16 protein-coding genes are annotated in these 16,680 nt (G+C 64.4%); 14 read left to right on the top strand and 2 right to left on the bottom strand.

The window, feature by feature from the left end; translation table 11 throughout:
* The first annotated feature begins 112 nt into the window (after window positions 1-112).
* Entirely contained in the window at window positions 113-2,179 is a 2,067-nt protein-coding gene (locus tag IVB50_RS12545) for a prolyl oligopeptidase family serine peptidase (RefSeq protein ID WP_026233064.1), read from the top strand.
* Window positions 2,180-2,295: 116 nt separating this feature from the next.
* Here IVB50_RS12545 and IVB50_RS12540 read toward each other — a convergent pair whose 3' ends face one another.
* Window positions 2,296-2,967, bottom strand: coding sequence for a DUF938 domain-containing protein (locus tag IVB50_RS12540; protein WP_018455989.1), 672 nt, complete (start codon window positions 2,965-2,967; stop codon window positions 2,296-2,298).
* Window positions 2,968-3,225: 258 nt separating this feature from the next.
* On the opposite strand from IVB50_RS12540, the gene soxX reads away from it, so the two are divergent.
* The 10 genes from soxX to IVB50_RS12490 all read left to right on the top strand — a co-directional run bounded on the left by soxX (window position 3,226) and on the right by IVB50_RS12490 (window position 10,773).
* Complete coding sequence (gene soxX / locus IVB50_RS12535) at window positions 3,226-3,579, top strand: sulfur oxidation c-type cytochrome SoxX (protein WP_018455988.1); 354 nt, start codon at window positions 3,226-3,228, stop codon at window positions 3,577-3,579.
* Window positions 3,580-3,617: 38 nt separating this feature from the next.
* On the top strand, window positions 3,618-4,109 hold the full coding sequence (gene soxY / locus IVB50_RS12530) for a thiosulfate oxidation carrier protein SoxY (protein WP_018455987.1): 492 nt from the start codon (window positions 3,618-3,620) through the stop codon (window positions 4,107-4,109).
* A 15-nt stretch (window positions 4,110-4,124) separates the two neighbouring features.
* Window positions 4,125-4,436 (top strand): thiosulfate oxidation carrier complex protein SoxZ, encoded by a 312-nt coding sequence (soxZ, locus tag IVB50_RS12525; protein ID WP_018455986.1) that lies wholly within the window; start codon window positions 4,125-4,127, stop codon window positions 4,434-4,436.
* Window positions 4,436-5,299 (top strand): sulfur oxidation c-type cytochrome SoxA, encoded by an 864-nt coding sequence (gene soxA, locus IVB50_RS12520; RefSeq protein ID WP_018455985.1) that lies wholly within the window; start codon window positions 4,436-4,438, stop codon window positions 5,297-5,299. The genes soxZ and soxA overlap by 1 nt, the downstream gene beginning before the upstream one ends.
* Window positions 5,296-5,613: a hypothetical protein gene (locus IVB50_RS12515; protein WP_018455984.1), complete on the top strand. Its 318-nt coding sequence runs from the start codon at window positions 5,296-5,298 to the stop codon at window positions 5,611-5,613. The genes soxA and IVB50_RS12515 overlap by 4 nt, the downstream gene beginning before the upstream one ends.
* 55 nt (window positions 5,614-5,668) lie before the next feature.
* Window positions 5,669-7,420: a thiosulfohydrolase SoxB gene (gene soxB, locus IVB50_RS12510; protein ID WP_018455983.1), complete on the top strand. Its 1,752-nt coding sequence runs from the start codon at window positions 5,669-5,671 to the stop codon at window positions 7,418-7,420.
* Window positions 7,417-7,875, top strand: a complete 459-nt coding sequence (locus tag IVB50_RS12505; RefSeq protein WP_018455982.1) for a hypothetical protein — start codon at window positions 7,417-7,419, stop codon at window positions 7,873-7,875. Before soxB ends, IVB50_RS12505 begins: the two co-directional genes overlap by 4 nt.
* Before the next feature lie 270 nt (window positions 7,876-8,145).
* A complete protein-coding gene (locus tag IVB50_RS12500) occupies window positions 8,146-9,183 on the top strand; it encodes an MBL fold metallo-hydrolase (protein WP_018455981.1) in 1,038 nt (345 codons plus the stop codon).
* Window positions 9,184-9,259: 76 nt separating this feature from the next.
* Window positions 9,260-9,433, top strand: a complete 174-nt coding sequence (locus IVB50_RS12495) for a hypothetical protein (RefSeq protein WP_018455980.1) — start codon at window positions 9,260-9,262, stop codon at window positions 9,431-9,433.
* 131 nt (window positions 9,434-9,564) lie between these two features.
* A complete protein-coding gene (locus IVB50_RS12490; RefSeq protein WP_018455979.1) occupies window positions 9,565-10,773 on the top strand; it encodes an MFS transporter in 1,209 nt (402 codons plus the stop codon).
* A gap of 187 nt (window positions 10,774-10,960) precedes the next feature.
* On the opposite strand, the gene IVB50_RS12485 is transcribed toward IVB50_RS12490, so the two are convergent.
* Complete coding sequence (locus IVB50_RS12485) at window positions 10,961-12,331, bottom strand: MFS transporter (protein WP_247295946.1); 1,371 nt, start codon at window positions 12,329-12,331, stop codon at window positions 10,961-10,963.
* A gap of 145 nt (window positions 12,332-12,476) precedes the next feature.
* Here IVB50_RS12485 and IVB50_RS12480 point away from each other — a divergent pair, with 145 nt between their 5' ends.
* The 3 genes from IVB50_RS12480 to IVB50_RS12470 are packed head-to-tail and all read left to right on the top strand — an operon-like array spanning window position 12,477 to window position 16,661.
* Window positions 12,477-13,130 (top strand): ABC transporter ATP-binding protein, encoded by a 654-nt coding sequence (locus tag IVB50_RS12480; RefSeq protein ID WP_018455977.1) that lies wholly within the window; start codon window positions 12,477-12,479, stop codon window positions 13,128-13,130.
* Complete coding sequence (locus tag IVB50_RS12475) at window positions 13,127-15,589, top strand: ABC transporter permease (protein ID WP_018455976.1); 2,463 nt, start codon at window positions 13,127-13,129, stop codon at window positions 15,587-15,589. The genes IVB50_RS12480 and IVB50_RS12475 overlap by 4 nt, the downstream gene beginning before the upstream one ends.
* Window positions 15,579-16,661, top strand: coding sequence for a lipocalin-like domain-containing protein (locus IVB50_RS12470; protein ID WP_247295944.1), 1,083 nt, complete (start codon window positions 15,579-15,581; stop codon window positions 16,659-16,661). The genes IVB50_RS12475 and IVB50_RS12470 overlap by 11 nt, the downstream gene beginning before the upstream one ends.
* The last annotated feature ends 19 nt before the right edge of the window (window positions 16,662-16,680 follow it).

Here is a 16,680-nt window from a genome sequence, read left to right as displayed (position 1 = left end):
AACGGGCGCAGGCCATGTCTCTGACGCAATCGGGCCGATGATAATGGGCCGCGCACTTGACGGCTTGCGCTCGATCAAATCCTATCCGCCGCGACCTTCCGGAGTTTCGTTCATGTCCGTCGACGACAGGCCTACGCTCAGCGCTCCTGACGACGATCCCTGGCTCTGGCTGGAGGAGATCGAAGGCAAGCAGGCGCTCGATTTCGTCACGCGGCAGAACAGCCTGACACTCGACGCGTTCGGCGGAGCGGCCTTCGCGCGCGATCGCGACATCCTCGCGGCGATCTACGATCGTCCCGACAACATTCCCTATGTCAGCCGCCGCGGCACCGAACTGCACAATCTCTGGAAGGACGCCACCAACCCGCGCGGCCTGTGGCGGAAGACTTCCCTCGCGGAGTTTCGCAAACCGCATCCGACGTGGGAAATCATGCTGGATGTCGACCAGCTCGCGGCACGCGAAGGCGAGGACTGGCTGCTGAGCGGCATCACCACGCAGCCGGGAAGCGCGCGCGCCATTTTGGGGCTGTCGCGCGGTGGCAGCGATGCCGTCACCTTGCGGGAATTCGACCTCGACACCAAGAGTTTCGTTGCGGACGGATTTGCGCTGTCGGAAGCCAAGGGCGGCGCCGATTGGCTCGATGCCGACACGCTGCTGCTGTCGAGCGCCCATGGCGAAGGCATGGCGACGAGCTCGGGATATTCCCGGACGGTTCGACTGTGGCGGCGCGGCCAGCCTGTCGATCAGGCGCAGGTGATCATCGAGACCACGGCCGATCATATGGCGATCTCCGGCATCGTCGACGACACCGCTGCGGCCCCGCGCAGCTGGATCGTCGACCAGATCGACTTCTTCAATCATGCGCTCTGGCTGCGCGACGCAGACGGTGCGACGACGAAGCTCGATCTGCCGACCGGCATCTGGTTGCAGGCGCATGGCGACTGGTTCGCGATGAAGCTGCGCGAAGCCTGGTCGATCGAGGGCAAGACCTATGCCGCCGACACCGTGCTCGGCATGTCGCTCTCGGCGTTCCTCGCCGGCAGCCGCGATTTCGCGGTGCTGTTCGAGCCGGAACCTCGCCGCGCCCTGCAAGGCCTGTTCTGGACCGGAGGCAAGCTGGTGCTGTCGATCCTCGACGAGCTCCAGCCGCAATTCGAGATCTGCACGCCGTCGGCCACAGGCTGGAGCCGCGCGTCGCTCGGCGGCCTGCCGCAGATCGGCGTCGTCGACATCTGGCCGCTGGATCGCCATCCCTCCGAGAGCAATGGCGACCTGCTTGCCAATGTGCAGGATCCGCTGACGCCGCCGTCGTTGCTGCTGATCGAGCGCGGCGTCGCGAGCCCGACCGTGTTGAAGCAGGCGCCGAAAACATTCAACGCCGACGGCCTCGTGGTGACCCAGCACGAAGCGATCTCGACCGACGGCGAACGCATCCCCTATGTACAGACCGGCCCCGCCGGCGAGACCGGCGATGCACCGGTCTATATGAGCGCCTATGGCGGCTTCGCCCATTCGGTGAAGCCGTATTACAACCCGTCGCTCGGCAAGCTGTGGCTGGAGCGTGGCGGCACCACGGTGCAGGCGAATTTGCGCGGCGGCGGCGAATTCGGCACGCGCTGGCACGATGCCGGCCGGCTCGCCGGCAAGAAACTGTCGCACGACGATTTCGCCGCCGTTGCCGCCGATCTCGTCCGCCGCGGTGTGACGACGGCAAAGCGCATCGCCGCGCAGGGCGGATCGAACGGCGGCATCCTCATCACCAACATGCTGGTGCGATACCCCGAACGTTTCGGCGCGCTGTTCTGCACCATCCCGCTGATCGATATGCGCCGCTACACGAAGCTGCTCGCCGGCGCGAGCTGGATCGCGGAATATGGCGATCCCGACAAGCCCGAGGAGTGGGACTGGCTCAAGTCCTACTCCGCCTATCACAACGTCAAGGCCGGCCAGCCGTATCCGCCGATCCTGATCGCCACCACGCGACGCGACGACCGTGTCCATCCCGGGCATGCGCGCAAGATGGCGGCAAAGCTCCAGGCCATGGGCTACGAGGCCTGGTTCTACGAGCCTGAAGCCGGTGGCCACGGCTACGGCAAGGACAACAAGGAGCGCGCCGGGTTCGAGGTGATTGGCTTTCGGTTCTTAAAGGACAAGATCGGGTGGAAGGACGAGGGCTAGCGTTTGCGGCGCTGACATCTCCGCACGGTCATGGCCGGGCTTGACCGGGCCATCCACGCCTTAGCTGGTGCACGAAGAACGTGGATGCCCGGGACAAGCCCGGGCATGACGACCTCCTATCGCGCGAATACCAAGGTCAGATTGTTCGCGGGCATGTCCATCGTATCGACAAGGCGAAGACCAACGCCGCGGGCAAGCGCCTCGACATCGGCGATGTCACGCACGCCCCAGTCGGGATTGCCTTCACGCAGGGAGGTGTCGAACACCGCATTGCTGAGCGCGATGTGCTTGCCGCCGCGCTTGAACGGGCCGTAGAGGAACAGCTTGCCGTCGGCCCGCAAATAGCGGCCGGCGCCGGCGAACAGACCCTCGGCGACGCTCCATGGCGCGATGTGGATGACATTGGCGCAGAACAATGCGGCAAGACTCGACGGCCCCTGCCCGCTTTTCATCTCCGGGCACCAGTCCGGATCGGTGAGATCGATCCGCAGCGGCGAGCGGATGTTTTTGAGACCTGAATGAACGCGCCAGGCCTCGATGCTCTTGAGGTGGCGCTGGTTGAGATCGCTGGGCCACCAGATCAGGCCGGGCGTGTGACGGGCGAAGTAGACCACGTGCTGGCCGGTTCCGCTGCCGAGCTCGACCACGTTGCCGGTGCAGCCGGCGAGATGCCGTTCCAGTGCCGCCCAGAGCGGCTCGTGATTGCGATGAAATGCCGGCGCATCGAGCCGCCCATCCGACTCGACCCGACCGCCATCCCTGCCGAATTCGACGACATATTCAGCCAAGTGAGGTCCCCTTGAAAAAACGAGAACGCGATGAAAACAGGTTGAGCGCCCAAACGCTCAGGAAACAGCCGGCCCGCGCCACGGTCCCTAACTCTCGGACCAAGCCGGCTGAACAAATAATCTCTTTAGTTGCAATCGGGAAGATATTAACTCCATTTTGTCGCGTGGATAGTCTTGATTGTCAGGCGGCGCCCTTTGTGCTTTGGAACGCTTCTATTTCGTAATCGAGACCATCGCATAACGCCTCGGAATAACGCCTTGACCGCCTTTTCCCGGACGCCCGTTCTGTTCATCTTGCTGGCCATTGCAGCCGGCCTCGCCACCCCGGCGTGGGCGCAGTCCGCTGTGGCCGACGGCCAGAAACTCGCTTTCGACCGCGGCAAGGGCAATTGCCTGACCTGCCATGTCATCAGGGGTGGCGACCTGCCGGGAACGATCGGGCCGGAACTGAAGGACCTCAAGGCCAAGTACCCCGATCGCAACGAACTGACCGCGATCATCTTCGACGAGACCAAGCGCAATCCGCAGACCATGATGCCGCCGTTCGGCCGGAACCGGATTTTGACCGAACAGGAGATCAGCGCGATCGTTGATTTCCTGCAGACCCTGTGACTTCAGGCATGCCACGAGATTTGGTTGGGAGACCAGAGATGACCACACTCACCGGCCCAAGCGCGACGCGGCGCCTGATCCTTCAGGGCGCAGCCTCGGTCGCGTTGCTCGGCCTCGGCAATCTGCCGTTCGGCGCCGCGCCCGCGCGCGCCGCGGCCAACGACAAATATCCGGAAGAGGCGTTCAAGCAAAAGAGCGAGGCTGACGCCATCAAGGCGCTCTACGGCAAAACCGCCGAGCCGTCCGACAAGGTCAAGCTGGACGCCCCCGAGATCGCCGAGAACGGCGGTGTGGTGCCGATCTCGGTGACGACGACACTCGACAAGGTCACCTCGATTTCATTCTTCGTGGCCGAGAATCCCAGCGCGCTGGCCGCCAGCTACAGGATTCCCGAAGGCACGATCCCTGCTGTCGCCAACCGGCTGAAGATGGCCAAGACCACCAACGTGGTCGCGATCGTGGAGGCCGACGGCAAGCTCTACAGCGCGACCAAAGAGGTCAAGGTCACCGTCGGCGGCTGCGGCGGCTAAGCGAGGAAGATCGAGATGGCATCCAGCATTCGCGTCCGCGCCACCACCAACGGCGACATCACCGAGGTGCAGGCGCTGATCCAGCACCCGATGGATACCGGCTTCGTCAAGGACGCCAAAGGCGAACTGATCCCGGCGCATTACATCCAGCAGCTGAAATTCGAATGTAACGGCAAGGACGTCTTCGTTGCCGATTGGGGCACCGCGGTCTCGAAGGACCCCTACGTCAAGTTCAGCTTCAAGGGAGCCAAGAAGGGCGACGATCTCAAGGTCTCCTGGACCGATAACAAGGGTGCGTCGGACACGACCACTGCGAAGATCTCGTGATGAAGGCCCGCACCACCATCCTGCTTGGTTCGTTGAGCGCCGCGCTCGTCGCGTTGGCCCTCACCTCTCCACGCGTGGTGGCGGCCGACAAGGTCGATCCCATCGCCGATGCCAAGGCGTTCCAGAACTTCTTCTTCCAGAAATTCCCTGATGTGAAGCACGAGGATTTCGTCAACGGTCCTTATTCCATGAACGAGGACATGAAGCGGCAGTGGCAGGAGAAGGAGGAATTCCCGCCCTACGAGTTTGCGCTCGACGCCGGCAAGGAGATGTTCGCCACCCCGTTCAAGAACGGCAAGACCTATGCGGACTGCTTCCCGAACGGCGGCATCGGCATCCGCCAGAACTATCCTTATTTCGACGAGAAGGAAGGCAAGGTCGTCACGCTGGAGCTGGCGCTCAACCGCTGCCGCGAGGCCAATGGCGAGGCGCCCTATTCTTACGTCAAGGACGAGATGGCCTCGCTCACGGCGTACATGGCCTTCACCTCGCGCGGCAAGCCGATGGACATCAAGATCCCCGACGATCCTCGCGCGCTCGCGGCATTCGAGAACGGCAAGCGCTATTTCTACACCCGCCGCGGCCAATTGAATTTCTCCTGCGCGAGCTGCCATGTGCAGAGCCCGGGTGAGCGCATCCGCGCCGAGATCCTGGCGCCGGCGCTTGGCATTCTGAACGCGATGCCGATCTACCGCTCCGAATGGAGCGGCATGGGCACCACCAGCCGCCGCTTCGTCACCTGCAACAGCCAGACCCGCGCGGTTCCGCTGGAGCCGCAGGCGGATGAATATCGCGACGTCGAATATTTCCTGTCCTACGTCGCCAACGGCCTGCCGATATCGGGACCGGGAGCGCGGCCATGAAGCTGTCACTCCCTTTCGTCCGGCTGCTTGCCTTGCTGCTTACCCTCGGGCTCGCGCCGGCGGCGCGCGCGGCAGATGAGGCAGACTACAAGGCGGCCTTTGCCGCCGCCGAGGCCGCCTCCAAGGAGGCCGCCGGCATGCGCAACCAATGGACCGTGACCGTCTCGACGCTGGCCGCCGCAAAGAAGGCGGCCGATGGCGGCGATTTCGACCGCGCCGTGGCCGCAGCCAGGGAGGCCGAGGCGCTGGCGAAGGCGTCGATCTTCCAGGCGATTTCCGAAAAAGAAGCCTGGAAGGCGATGGAAATCCGTTAGACTGTTCGCTTGTGCAACAGCCTTGCGACCGTGAGAGGGCGCGGAGAATTTCTGGATGGCGATCCGCCGCCGCGATTTCCTGAAGAATGCAGGCCTTGCTGCCGCATCGCTGAGCCTGCCGCGGCTTGCGCTCGGTGCTGAGGCTGCGAGCATTTACGACCTCGAACGGTTCGGCAATGCGCGCATCCTTCACCTCACCGACACGCATGCGCAACTCAATCCAGTCTATTTTCGCGAGCCCAGCGTCAATATCGGGATCGGCGAGATGGCGGGACGGCCGCCGCATCTGGTCGGCCGCGCCTTTCTCGACCGTTTCGGCATCAGGCCCGACAGCGCGGATGCCTATGCCTTCAGCTGCTTCGAGTTCGAGAAGTCCGCAGGCCGCTTCGGCAAGCTCGGCGGCTTCGCCCATCTGAAGACGCTGATCGACCGCTTGCGTGGCGATGTCGGCGAAAAACGCTCCGTGCTCGTTGACGGCGGCGACCTCTGGCAAGGCTCGGGACTTGCCAACATCATGCAGGGCCGCGACATGGTCGAGGCCGCAAACCTGCTCGGTGTCGAGGCGATGACCGGGCATTGGGAATTCACCTATGGCGAGCAGGCGCTGCGCGACAATCTCGCGCGCTTCAGGGGCGAGTTTCTGGCGCAGAACGTTTTTCTCACCGAGGAAGCCGCATTCAATGATGCCCCGGCCTTCGACAAGGCGACGGGACGCGTGTTCAAGCCCTCCGTGATCAAGGAGCTCGGCGGCCATCGCGTCGCGATCGTCGGCCAAGCCTTCCCTTACGTGCCGATCGCGCATCCCAAACGGTTCACGCCGGACTGGTCCTTCGGCATCCGCGAGGAAGAGCTCCAGAAGCATGTCGACGGCCTGCGCGGCACCGACAAGGTCGATGCGGTCATCCTGCTGTCGCATAACGGCATGGACGTCGATCTCAAGCTCGCAAGCCGCGTCACCGGTATCGACGTCATCCTCGGCGGCCATACCCATGATGCGATCCCGCAGCCCATCGCCGTGAAGAATGCGAGCGGCACGACGCTCGTCACCAATGCCGGCTCCAACGGAAAATTTCTGGCCGTGCTCGATCTCGCGCTCGACAAGGGCAAGGTCGGCGACGTCAAATATCATCTGCTGCCGGTCTATTCCGAGCTGTTGAAACCCGATCCCGGGATGGCCGAACTGATCGGCCGGTTGCGGGCACCCTTCGTCACCGACTGGTTGGAGAAGATCGCGACGCCCGATCGCCTGCTGTATCGACGCGACAATTTCGCCGGCCCGGTCGACGAGCTGATCTGCAGCGCGCTGCGCACCGAGTTCGACGCCGAGATCGCGCTGTCGCCGGGCTTCCGCTGGGGCGTCACCGGACTGTCCGGCCAGGCACTGACGATGGAGGATTTGCTCGCGGAAACCGCGATCAGCTATCCCGAGACCTATGTGCAGGAGATGACCGGCGCGGAGATCAAGGACGTGCTGGAAGACGTCTGCGACAACCTCTTCAATACCGATCCCTATTACCAGCAGGGCGGCGACATGGTGCGCGCCGGTGGGCTCAGCTACACCTGCACGCCGACGGCGACGATCGGCAGCCGGATCTCGGAGCTGAAGCTCAATGGCGGCAAGGCGCTCAGTGCCAGCCACCGCTACAAGGTCGCGGGCTGGGCCTCGGTCAACGGCCAGCAAGGCGCGCCGGTGTGGGATGTGGTGGCAAAATATCTGCGCTCGGGCCGGATGTTTCAGGAGCGGCTCGGCTCCGGCGTCACGCTAAAGGGCGTCGAGGGTAATCCGGGCATCGCAGGACAGGGATGATGCGGTCGCAAACCCTATCCGCGATGCTGCTGGCGCTGTTCGCCTGGGCGGCGATGCCACCGGCTTTCGCGCAGCAGGTGCCGCTCCAGGACAAGCCGTTCGCCGAGCACAAGATCGTGCTGCAGCTCTCCGATGGCGATGCCAGGAAGCAAGCTCTGGTGCTCAGCGTCGCCAACAATTTGCTGAAGGCCTACGACCCCGACAAGGTCGCAATCGAGGTGGTGGCGTTCGGTCCCGGCATCGACCTCCTGTTCACCGGCAGCGAGCGCCGCAAGCAGGTCGAGAGCCTGATCGCGCAAGGCGTACGCTTCGACATCTGCCTCAACACTGTCGACACGATCGAGCGGGAGACCGGCAAGCGGCCGGAGTTCATCCCTGCCGCTACGCCGGTGCAGGTCGGGGTCGGGCAGATCCTGTTCCTCAGCGAGAACGGATACACGGTGGTGAGGCCCTGAGCCTTTTGTCGGGGCGAAGCGTCGCGGCATACTCGGTGTCATCGCCGGCGAAGGCGGGCGATCCAGTACTCCGAGACCGCGAGGGGTACGGGAGGGCGCGGCGTACTGGATTCCCCGCCTTCGCGGGAATGGCAGCCGTGGCTAGGTGACGCCCACCCGCCCGTCACAGGAATAAAAATCTTCCAAATTTTCTTGCTTACACAGTGAATTGCTTCTCTTGTAAGCCCGAAATGTAATAGAATCTCGGGGTAGTTCACGCCGGGTCTTGCCATGATCTTCCGCCAGCTCTTCGACAGTGTTTCGGGCACCTACAGCTATCTCCTGGCGAGCCGCGCCGGCGGCGAGGCGCTGATCCTCGATCCCGTGCTGGAGAAGGTCGACCGCTACTGCCAGCTCCTGCGCGAGCTCGATCTCAAGCTGGTCAAGGCCGTGGACACCCATCTGCACGCCGACCACGTCACCGGCCTCGGCGAGCTGCGCGACCGCACCCATTGCATGACCGTGATGGGCGACCAGACCAAGGCCGACGTGGTGGCGATGCGGGTTGCCGACGGCGACAAGGTGACGATCGAGGGCCTGTCGCTCGACGTGATGTACACGCCCGGCCACACCGACGACTCCTACTCCTACTTGATGGGCGACCGCGTCTTCACCGGCGACACGCTGCTGATCCGCGGCACCGGCCGCACCGATTTCCAGAACGGTTCGTCGCGCGCGCAGTACGATTCGATCTTCAACCGCCTGCTCAAGCTGCCCGACGAGACCATGGTGTTCCCGGCGCATGACTACAAGGGCGACACCGTCTCCACCATCGGCGAGGAGAAACGCTACAATCCGCGGCTCCAGGTGCGCTCGGTCGACGACTATATCGAGCTGATGGCCAATCTGAAGCTGCCCAATCCGAAGATGATGGACGTCGCGGTGCCCGCCAACATGCATGTCGGCCTGCACCAGGAGGAGCTGGAGAAAGAGGGCCGCGTGCTCCGCGCCGTCGAGGCGATCCGCAGCCTCGGCCGTCCCGATATCCTGCTGGTCGATTTGCGCGAGACCAATGAGCGGATGAAGCACGGCATGCTCGAAGGCGCGCTGCATACACCCTATCCGTCCGTTGAGGACAGCCTCAAGCCCGGCGGCATGCTGCGCGAGGTCGCGGCCGCCACCGGTCGCCGCGTCGTGTTCTTCTGCGCCTTCGGCGAACGCTCTGCGATGGCTGTCGCCGCCGCCAAGGAGGCCGGGCTCACCAACACCGCCCACATCGCCGGCGGCATCGATGCCTGGAAGAAGGCCGGCGGGCCGGTGGTGCACTGACCGCCTTGAGATAAGTCAGGAACTGCACATATCTTCCGGATAGGTTTGGGCGCAGCATCACTGTCCGGGACCAGCCATGGCCAAGATCGGCAAGCCGAGCGCGCCGCCCAAAATTGCGGACGACGCGCCAGCAAAAGACAAGGCGAAGAAGCCTCAGCCTCCGCGCGACACCGAAGACGATGATTACGAAGACGGCGACATCGCGACACCAAAGCGCGACCGCTACGGGCCGGACGACGAGCCGTTTTGAGGGGCTCGTCTCTTGCCACGCTCTCAACTGTCGTCCTGCCCCGCGCTACTGCCATGCGCCTGCGTTCATGGACAAATAACCGCTCTGCCCGATAGTTTGCGCGTCTCCAAAGGACGTGAAACGGAACTGCAATGGTCGACGTTCTCGCCGCACCGCAGCAAGGCAAGGCGGACAGCGCGCTACGCACGCTGACGGGAATTTCGATCGCGCATTGGGTCAGCCATTTTCATCTGCTGGTCCTGCCGATGCTGTTTCCCTTCCTCAAAAATCAACTCGGCGTCGGCTACGTCGAGCTCGGCTTCGCGCTGACCGTGTCGGCCGTGGTGTCGGGGCTGACGCAGGCGCCGACCGGCTATCTCGTCGACCATTTTGGCGCGCGAAAGATTTTGCTGGGCGGCCTCACCCTCGGCGGCCTCGCGCTGATCCTGCTTGGCCTGCATCTCAGCTACACCTCGCTGATCGCCTGCGCCGTGCTGCTCGGGCTCGCCAACAGCGTCTACCATCCCGCCGATTACGCCATCCTCGCCGAGCACATGGACGAAGCGCGGATGGGCCGCGCCTTCTCGATCCATACCTTTGCCGGCTATTTCGGCGGCGCGGTGGCGCCGGCGATCGTCGCCGCGATGGTCATCGTGTCAGGCGGTGTCGGTGCGCTGATCGCATCGGGCGTGATCGGCGTTCTGGTCGCGGTGTTGCTGGTGACCATGAACATTCCCGATGCCGGCGCGCACAAGACCAAGCCAGGCACCGAGAACGCACCCAAACAGGCCGTGATCACGCCGGCGCTGATCACGCTGACGGCACTGTTCATGCTGCTCAGCCTGTCGGTCGCCGGCATCAACAATTTCGGCGTGGTGGCGCTGATGAGTGGCTATGGCGTGACCTATTCCGCGGCCAATGTCGCGCTCACCGCCTTCCTCGGTGCAAGCGCCGCCGGCGTGCTCGCGGGCGGCTTTCTTGCCGACCACACCGAGCGCCACGGCTATGTCGCCGCCGCCTGCTTCGCCGCGAACGCGGCGATCGTGCTGCTGATCGCGCTGGTCACGCTGCCGGGCTGGGCGCTGACCGCCACGATGGCGGCCGCGGGATTCCTCTCCGGCGTGATCGCGCCTTCGCGCGACATGCTGGTGCGCAATGCAGCACCTCCCGGCGCGGCGGGGCGCGCCTTCGGCATCGTCTCCACCGGCTTCAATCTCGGCGGCATCGTCAGCCCGCTGTTGTTCGGCTGGATTATGGACCAGAGCGCGCCGCATTGGGTGTTCGGCGCATCCGTGATCTTCATGGTCGCGACGGTGGTGCTGTCGCCGTTCACGGAGCGGAAGCGGCAAATCGCGGCTTGAGCAACAAACTCAATTGTCGTCCCGGCCTAGTGCGCAATTGCGCATAGGGGCCGGGGGTCCATAACCACGAATCGGAGTTGTGGCGCAAAGCTGCCAACTCCAAGTCTTCGCCAAACTAAAAATCGTGGTTATGGATCCCGGCCTTCGCCGGGATGACAGTTGTGATTGGGTTGGCTGAAGTGGCCCCTTACGTCGGCGACACCGCGCTATTCAGCGGCGCTGCCTGCGGAGCAGCTCCACCGGTCAGCCTGGCCTTTTCCGTGTTGGGCCAGAGCAGGAGCAGCCCGAGCGCACCGGAGCCGACCATGATCGCGGCGTTGATGGTGAAGCCGGTCATGTAGCCGTCGAGCATGCTGCCGGCGCGCTGGATTACGCTGCCCATCACGAGCGGCGCGATGATGCCGGAAAGCGTATAGAGCGCACCGTAGATCGCGAGAACCGCGCCGCGCTGCGACGTCGGCGTGAACTCGCCGAGCATGGGCGGGCAGACGACGTAGATCGCGCCGCACAGGCCGGAGCCGACCACGAGCAGGGCGATCTGGAGGCCGGCACCTTGGACGTGCGGCATCATCGCGAGGATCAGGCCGCCGACGATCAGCGGCACAGAGCCGAGCACGCCGCGGGAGATCCGCGACGTGTAGCCGCGTGCCAGCATCACCTGCGAGATCCAGCCCGTGAGAATGACGATGGTCGCCCCGAACACCCAGGGCAGGATCGAGACGAAGCCCGCCTGAGACTGCGAGAAGCCGAGGCCCTTGACGATGAAGGGCGTGAACCAGGTGAGCCCGAGCGACAGCGCCCAATAGGCGCCGAAGGTCGCGGTCACACAGCCGATGAAAGTGCGCGATGTCAGAAGCTGGAGATAGGGTATTTTCGGTTCGATCACGGCCGATGCGTGGGTGTCCAGCGGGCCTTCCTTGCCGAGTGCGAGCCAGGCGGCGACCCAGATCAGGCCGACGATTCCAAGCGCACCGAACGCATAGTGCCAGGAATGATTGACGATGATCCAGTTCAGCGCCGGGACCGCCAGGATCACGCCAAAGGCCGAACCTTGCGACAGGATTGCGGTCGGCATCGTGCGCTTCTCGTCGGGGAACCATTTGTAGACTGCGTGCATCGCCACCGAGGCCGCCGGGCCTTCGCCGGCGCCGAGCACGATGCGGCAGATCAGGAGTGTGGTGAAAGAGACGGTGCCGACCATCGGAAACTGCGTCAGCGCCCAGATCACCGCGAGCGTCAACAGCACCCAGCGGGTCGGTACCTTGTTGACGATGAAGCCCACCACGATCGCCGAGATCGAGAACAGGAAGAAGAACGACGAGCCGAGCAAACCGAACTGCTCGGGCTCGAGCTTCAGCTCGGTCATGATCGGAACGCCCGCGAGACCGACGACGATCTTGTCGGCGAAGTTCACCAGCATGAAAAGAAACAGGAGAAATGTAACGGTCCAGGCGCCCTTTGGCGTTTGCTTTTGCGTTTGCTTTTGCGTTTCCTTCGACGTTTCCTTGGACATCCCCGTCATCTTGCCCGCCGCGGGCTGCGTTGCCTGAGCGCTCATCGTTCTCCCCGTCGTCCCTTTTTGGCACTTTTTTGATGTGGTCCTCTTAGGAGCTAACAACGGCTTCAATACCAACGCAACCCGGCATTTCCGCAGCAAGTGTGCTACGCAGCAATTCCGCTAATTCCGTCCGGCGCCATTCATCGTGCTGAGCATCCGAAACCTCTCCAAGACGTTCTCTTCGGCCGGTGAGCCGGTCCATGTCCTGCGCGGCGTCGATCTCGATCTCAAGGCCGGCGAACGCGTCGCACTGACCGGCGAGTCCGGCAGCGGCAAGAGCACACTGCTGCACCTGATCGCAGGGCTCGATGCCGCCGATGGCGGCACGATCCGACTGGAAGACACGGAGGTCACCAAATTGTCCGATGCGGGACGCGCGGGCCTGCGGCGCGACCGGATCGGCCTGGTGTTTCAACAATACAATCTGATCCCGAGTCTGTCGGTCGGGGATAATCTGGTGTTTCAGGCACGGATCGCCGGCCGGTACGACGAGGCTTGGTACAAGGAGCTGATCGAGCGTCTCGGGCTTGGCGGCCTGCTCAAGCGTTATCCAGAACAATTGTCGGGCGGACAGCAGCAACGGGTCGCGATTGGCCGGGCCCTGGCGACGAAGCCGTCGTTGCTGCTGGCGGACGAGCCGACCGGCAATCTCGACGAGGCCACCGCCGAGGACGTGCTGGCCTTGACGCGCGACCTCGTCACGCGCACCGGCTGCGGCTTTCTGATGGTGACGCACAGCCTGCATCTGGCCGCCGCACTCGATCGCCACGTCAACCTGCATGCCGGGCGGATCGCATGAGGCGCGCGCTCTGGGTCCTCGCCGTGCTGCTCAGCCATTGGCGGCGCCACAAGATGCAGTTCGCGACGCTCCTGATCGGGCTGATCGCGGCGACTGCGCTGTGGAGCGGCGTGCAGGCGATCAACCAGCAGGCCCGCAGCGCCTATGACCGCGCCGCGGCAACCTTCGGCGGCGCGCGCACGCCGATGCTGGTCGCGCCTGATGCCGCGACTTTTCCGCAGGAGCTGTTCGTCAAGCTGCGCCGCGCCGGCTGGCCGGTCTCGCCGATGCTGGAGGGACGGGTCCAGGTCAACGGGCGCTCGGTCCGGCTGCTCGGCATCGAGCCGGTGACGCTACCGGTCGATGTCGGCAACGCACCGCGCCTCGGCGCCGCCGATCTGAGCAGCTTCGTGGCGCCGCCGGGCCAGACGCTGGTGGCAAAGGAAACGTTGACCGACTTGCAGGAGCGGGAAGGCGCAGCGCCGCCGATCAGCAACGGCGCAATACTGCCGCCGCTGCGCGTGCTGCCGCAGCTCGTGCCCGACGTGCTCGTGGTCGATATCGGCGTGGCGCAGCGGCTGCTGAACAAGCCGGACCAGATCTCGCGGCTTCTGATCGGCAAGCCCAAGGGCAAGCCCGCGCCCTTAGCGAGCGTCGTCGGCGACCGCTTACAGCGGGTTGAGCCGGATGCGGAGACCGAGCTGGAGCGTCTCACCGACAGCTTTCACCTCAACCTCACCGCGTTCGGCCTGCTGTCGTTCTTCGTCGGTCTTTTCATCGTCAATTCAGCCGTCGGCCTCGCCTTCGAGCAGCGGCTGCCGATGCTGCGCACGCTGCGGGCCTGCGGTGCCTCGGCACGACTGGTCAACACCGTGCTGGTGGTCGAGCTCGTGGCGCTGTCGCTGGTCGCAGGCCTGATCGGGCTCGCCTGCGGCTATTTCATTGCAGCCGCGCTCTTGCCCGACGTCGCAGCATCCCTGCGAGGGCTCTACGGCGCGCAAATCCCGGGGCAGCTCAGCTTGCGTCCCGAATGGTGGCTCGCCGGGATCGGCATCAGCATTGTGGGCGCGCTTGTTGCCGCGGCGACCAGCCTGATCAAGGCTGTCAGGATGCCGGTGCTGGCGACCGCGCAGCCGCGCGCCTGGCAACAGAGGCAGAGCCGTTGGCTGATCCTGCAGAGCGGGGCTGCCTGCGCCGTGTTCGCCGTCGCGCTGTTGCTGCTCCAGTACGGGCAATCGCTGATCGCGGGCTTTGGCGTGCTGGCAGCGCTGATGCTCGGCGCGGCGTTGATCTTGCCGGCCTTCCTCGACATCATCCTGCAAACCGGGCAGCGTTTCGCGCGAAAACCGCTCGCGCTGTGGTTCTGGGCGGACAGCCGGCAGCAGCTCTCGGGATTGTCGCTGGCGCTGATGGCGCTGCTGCTCGCGCTCGCCGTCAATGTCGGGGTGTCCACCATGGTGGAAACGTTCAGCCGCACCTTCATCGGCTGGCTCAACGGGCGGCTCGCAGCCGACGTCTACATCAGCGCCTCCGACAATGCGAAAGGCGTCGCGATCCGCAACTGGCTGAAGGAGCGCAGCGATGTCCAGGCGATCCTGTCGGGCGGACGTGCCGAGGCGCAGGTGCAGGGCCAGCCGGTGGAACTGCTCGGCCTGCCCGATCACGCGCTCTATCGCGAGCGCTGGCCGCTGCTCGAAGCCGCACCCGGTGCCTGGACACAACTCATACCCGGCAATGCCGCTTTCATCAGCGAGCAGCTGAGCCGCCGCCTCAACGTCCGCGTCGGTGACGTCGTTGACGTCCCGGCGCCGGGCGGGACCTGGGAGCTCGACATCGTCGGCATCTATGCCGACTACGGCAACCCCAAGGGACAGCTGGCGGTGAATGTCGCGGCGCTGATCCGGCATTTTCCGCAGACGCCGCAGACGCGCATCGGTCTCATCGTCGCGAAGGAGAATATCCCCGGTCTGATCGCGGCGCTGCAGAAGCAGTTTGCGCTGGACGACCGCAGCGTCGCCGACCAGGCGACGGTGAAGGCGGAATCGATCCGCATCTTCAACCGGACCTTTGCGGTGACCTCGGCGCTGAACGCCTTCACCCTCGGCGTCGCCGGGATCGCGCTTCTGACCAGCCTTCTCACACTGGCGAACTCGCGCCTGCCGCAGCTTGCGCCGCTCTGGGCGATCGGTATCACGCGGCCACGCCTTGCCGCGATCGAATTGACCAAGACGCTGTCGGTCGCGCTGTTCACGTCTCTGCTGGCGGTGCCGCTCGGGCTGCTGGTGGCGTGGTGCCTGATCGCGATCGTCAATGTGAAAGCGTTCGGCTGGCGGCTGCCGTTCCATGTATTTCCGTTGCAACTGGTCGAGCTGGTGGCAGTCGCGCTGTTCGCCTCGTTGCTTGCCACCCTGCCGCCGATGATCCGACTTGCCCGGATGCAGCCGGCGAGCCTCGTCAAGGTGTTTGCCAATGAGCGCTGATGGGATTTCGCGGCGCACCTTCGCCGGCGGCATCGCCGCGCTCGCGGCAGTCCGCCGCGCAGGCGCGCAAGGCTATGCCGGGCTCGGCGAGACAGCCGACGGCTTTGCCAAGGTCACGCCGGGGAAGACGTTCGCCTTTCCGGACGATCACGGGCCGCATCCGGAGTTTCGCATCGAATGGTGGTATCTCACGGCGAACCTCGTCGATGCCAGCGGCGCGGCTTGCAGCCTGCAATGGACGCTGTTCCGACAGGCGACGCAGCCGGGGCCGCAGGGCGAAGGCTGGGCCAATCAACAGGTGTGGATGGCGCATGCCGCGGTAACGCGCGCCGACACCCACCGCTTCAACGAGCTGTTTTCCCGCGGTGGTGTGGGACAGGCCGGAGTCACGGCGAAACCGTTCTCGGCCTGGATCGACGATTGGGAGATGAACGGATCCGAGCGCACCGAAGATCGCGCTTTAGCGCCGCTGACGCTGAAGGCCTCGGGCGCCGACTTCAGTTACGTGCTGACGCTCGAGGCCGATCGTCCGGTGGTGTTGCAGGGCGCCGGCGGCTACAGCCGTAAATCGGAGCGCGGTCAGGCCTCCTATTATTACAGCCAGCCGTTCTATCGCGCCCGCGGCACGCTCACCATCGACGATAGGACGGTCGATGTTTCCGGCCAGGCCTGGATGGACCGCGAATGGAGCAGCCAGCCACTCGATGCCGACCAGACCGGCTGGGACTGGCTGTCGCTGCACCTGTCATCCGGTGACAAGCTGATGCTGTACCGGCTCCGGCAGAAGGACGGCAAAGATTATCCGTTCGGCAACTGGATCAGCGCGATGGGCGAGACGCAGATGATCGCGGGCGACGACATCCAGATGATGCCGAAAGCGACGGCTGAGGTCGCGGGACACAAGCTCCCGGTGGAATGGCAGATCGCGATCCCCTCGCGGTCGTTCTCGATCCAGTGCAAGCCGCTCAATCCACAGGCGTGGATGGGGACCGGTTTTTCCTATTGGGAAGGGCCGATCAGCTTTGCCGGTACGCATGACGGCGTTGGCTATCTCGAGCTGACCGGGTATTGAACCGGGACCTCTTCGAAGG

The sequence above is a fragment of the Bradyrhizobium sp. 87 genome (assembly GCF_023073015.1).
Taxonomy (GTDB): domain Bacteria; phylum Pseudomonadota; class Alphaproteobacteria; order Rhizobiales; family Xanthobacteraceae; genus Bradyrhizobium; species Bradyrhizobium canariense_D.
This window is presented reverse-complemented; position numbering and strand designations above follow the sequence as displayed.

Coding starts and splice junctions, on each gene's coding strand:
- IVB50_RS12545 (WP_026233064.1), top strand. CDS start 113: ATGTCCGTCGACGACAGGCCTACGCTCAGCGCTCCTGACGACGATCCC.
- soxY (WP_018455987.1), top strand. CDS start 3,618: ATGACCACACTCACCGGCCCAAGCGCGACGCGGCGCCTGATCCTTCAG.
- soxZ (WP_018455986.1), top strand. CDS start 4,125: ATGGCATCCAGCATTCGCGTCCGCGCCACCACCAACGGCGACATCACC.
- soxA (WP_018455985.1), top strand. CDS start 4,436: ATGAAGGCCCGCACCACCATCCTGCTTGGTTCGTTGAGCGCCGCGCTC.
- IVB50_RS12515 (WP_018455984.1), top strand. CDS start 5,296: ATGAAGCTGTCACTCCCTTTCGTCCGGCTGCTTGCCTTGCTGCTTACC.
- soxB (WP_018455983.1), top strand. CDS start 5,669: ATGGCGATCCGCCGCCGCGATTTCCTGAAGAATGCAGGCCTTGCTGCC.
- IVB50_RS12505 (WP_018455982.1), top strand. CDS start 7,417: ATGATGCGGTCGCAAACCCTATCCGCGATGCTGCTGGCGCTGTTCGCC.
- IVB50_RS12500 (WP_018455981.1), top strand. CDS start 8,146: ATGATCTTCCGCCAGCTCTTCGACAGTGTTTCGGGCACCTACAGCTAT.
- IVB50_RS12495 (WP_018455980.1), top strand. CDS start 9,260: ATGGCCAAGATCGGCAAGCCGAGCGCGCCGCCCAAAATTGCGGACGAC.
- IVB50_RS12490 (WP_018455979.1), top strand. CDS start 9,565: ATGGTCGACGTTCTCGCCGCACCGCAGCAAGGCAAGGCGGACAGCGCG.
- IVB50_RS12485 (WP_247295946.1), bottom strand. CDS start 12,331: ATGAGCGCTCAGGCAACGCAGCCCGCGGCGGGCAAGATGACGGGGATG.
- IVB50_RS12475 (WP_018455976.1), top strand. CDS start 13,127: ATGAGGCGCGCGCTCTGGGTCCTCGCCGTGCTGCTCAGCCATTGGCGG.
- IVB50_RS12470 (WP_247295944.1), top strand. CDS start 15,579: ATGAGCGCTGATGGGATTTCGCGGCGCACCTTCGCCGGCGGCATCGCC.